At 43.3% G+C, this 2,565-nt stretch carries 2 protein-coding genes and 1 pseudogene; all 3 read left to right on the top strand.

The window, feature by feature from the left end; genetic code table 11:
- Positions 1 to 240: pseudogene (locus AB4503_RS00015) on the top strand (IS5/IS1182 family transposase); the annotation flags it as partial.
- A 1,180-nt stretch (positions 241 to 1,420) separates the two neighbouring features.
- On the top strand, positions 1,421 to 1,852 hold the full coding sequence (locus tag AB4503_RS00010) for a hypothetical protein (protein ID WP_102258042.1): 432 nt from the start codon (positions 1,421 to 1,423) through the stop codon (positions 1,850 to 1,852).
- 51 nt (positions 1,853 to 1,903) lie between these two features.
- Entirely contained in the window at positions 1,904 to 2,389 is a 486-nt protein-coding gene (gene radC / locus AB4503_RS00005; protein WP_371997718.1) for a DNA repair protein RadC, read from the top strand.
- Positions 2,390 to 2,565: the final 176 nt, after the last annotated feature.

Below are 2,565 nucleotides of genomic sequence, written 5' to 3'. Positions count from 1 at the left end.
CCTCGAAATCTCGCCGTGGGTTGCCAGAAGTTATACGGCTCAAATAAGTATTGGAAAGAGCGGTATGGATACCACAGACGTTCACTATCAGAAACAGTGATGTATCGAGTAAAACAGTTGTTAGGAGGGCGATTGAGCTTAAGAAATTACAATTCACAGGTGGGTGAAACTTACGCGATGATAAAACCGTTGAACAAGCTTACTGGGTTAGGTATGCCTGAAACTTGTCGTATTGACTAAAAAGCATGAGAAACGGGGAGACTCTGTTTCTAAACTGAATTACGCAACAAAGCCAATAATTATTGCGAAGGTGTAAATAATTTCTTGGCTTAATTAAAATTGATTTACGCTAGAAAGGCATTGTGTCATTAACGCACTATAACTAAATATCTTGATATAACTACTCTAAGTGGCAAAGGGTAGAGCACACATATGAATAATTTAATAAAGCACCGCACGGTTTTCATCACCGTTTGATTTGGATTTACATGGCTCGCACCACGTATGAAGGATTTTGATATTTCTTTGTTGCGTAATTCAGTTGAACTAAGTTATCGGAACCGATTAAGAGAAACGGATGTGCTATTTGGAGAAATAGTACATCACTGCGCTGAAGTGATGACTAAGGTGAGGTCTCAAAAAAGTGAGGTAAGGACGATATCTGTTTTTATTCCTACTGAAAAATACGACAAGTGTTTGCCTTACTTATAGACGTATATACATTAACTTAGAAACTGGCTTGACTGATTTGGGGCTAACTCTAACAAGTTAGAGCTTAATCGAGCGCTTGAGACCATTAATGCTCGTTTTGAAAAAGGGACGCTGACCTTTGGCTCTCAAAAGGGAGGTTACAGTGAGCAAGGTGGCAGTATCGATATACCCATTCTAGTGACTTACTTACGGGTAAATGTATTTAAAGAATCCTCATTCTTGGCTTCTTATCTCTTAGCTTATTGCTTCTTAGTTTTTTACGTGGGGTGAGAAATAATGAGGTGCTCTTTCCTTAGGCGTGATCCTTCGGGCAAGGCTTTCTCTTGGAGCTTTCATCTATGGCCTAGATTGGCATCACCCTAGTGAGCCACTGCGTGCCGCACCAGAAGGTGCTTCTCTACAAGCTCCTATCGATACAACCCTAAACGCCTGCGCCTCGTCAGTCTTCCTCGTTGCTGTTCGTCGTACCTCCTCACTCATTTCACTGACCTCCATTAAGTTCGAGTAAGGGCTTGTTGCCTTATGTGCCGATTTCCCTTTCGACTTGCATCATTTGATGGGGCTCGCAGGCTGTTTACCGTGCTCGCTCAGAGCCCCAATAACAAGGGTATATGAACGCTTCGCGCCCTTGTTATTGATAACCATGAGCGCTTGCCGGACAGCCAAGCGGCTCCATAAAAGTGATACTCAAACAAAAAGGAAACTCCTCATGGCACAACGAAACTCAAGCCCAACTCTCTCTAAATCGATGTTCAGCGACCAGCGTTTCGCCGCTGGGCACGAAAGCTCACCAAAAAATGATATCTCCTGCCAGGTCGTTGAACGTGCAGTGCGTTCGACCGTTTCCGCGACTGTTTCAAAGGGACTTATTTGGGTGAATTCAACGGACTTTAATTCGAGCGTTCGAGCGGTTAAAGTGCATGAGATTTTACTTAATGAGTTTGGTTATACCGACTCTTTGATCTTGGAGGAAGGAAATAAAGGAAAAGGGGTGAGTATTGGCGTATGTGATAGAGCTACGACTGTGAAACAGATGCGAGAAGATTACGCCTATGCGAAAAAAGAAGAGAGAAACGTTGAAACGACCGCTAAGCATCAAGCGAGAGCGAAAGATCTTCTGACTATCTTGTATGGCCAATAACACGGACTGAGCGCCGACCATCACGACTTTAAATATTAAAAGGGATCTATTATGTCTGTACTTGCTAACTACTCTAATCACAGCCTTTTCTCTGTAGAAGAAAAAGATATCTTGCACCATGCCGCGAGCATTTTAAAATCTAAGTTGTTTGTGTCAGAGCAGACGCCACTCAATTCCCCTAAATTGGTGAAGTCATTTTGTCAGGCTTCACTTGCTTCCAATGAAAGCGAAGTGTTTGGGGTGATCTTTCTTGATAGTCAGCATCGAGTTTTACGCACAAAAGAGATGTTTAACGGCACCATTGACACCGCATCCGTTTACCCGCGTGAAGTGGTCAAAGAGTCACTGGCCACAAATGCAAGCGCGGTCATTTTTTATCATAACCATCCCAGCGGTGATGCCACACCCAGTCAAGCCGATCGACGTATTACTCGACGACTGACCGACGCGTTAGCCTTGGTTGATATTCGAGTTCTCGATCATTTCGTGGTGTCTTTTGAAGATGTGGTGTCGTTTGTGGAGCGTGGTTGGATATAGCCATTAGTGAAACATGTCTCTCATTTACGCCTATTCTGGCGTGAATGACTTCCTCATCATAATGCTATAAACTGTAAGCAATTAAATAAGGTTTCTACTATGTCTGAATCAAGCAAAGTCACATTAAGCGTTGAAGAGCTGATCAACCTAACCGCTCATGCTGCCACTCAAGAGCA

It is taken from the genome of Vibrio sp. 10N.222.55.B11, from assembly GCF_041473705.1.
GTDB classification, from domain to species: domain Bacteria; phylum Pseudomonadota; class Gammaproteobacteria; order Enterobacterales; family Vibrionaceae; genus Vibrio; species Vibrio crassostreae_C.
This window is presented reverse-complemented; position numbering and strand designations above follow the sequence as displayed.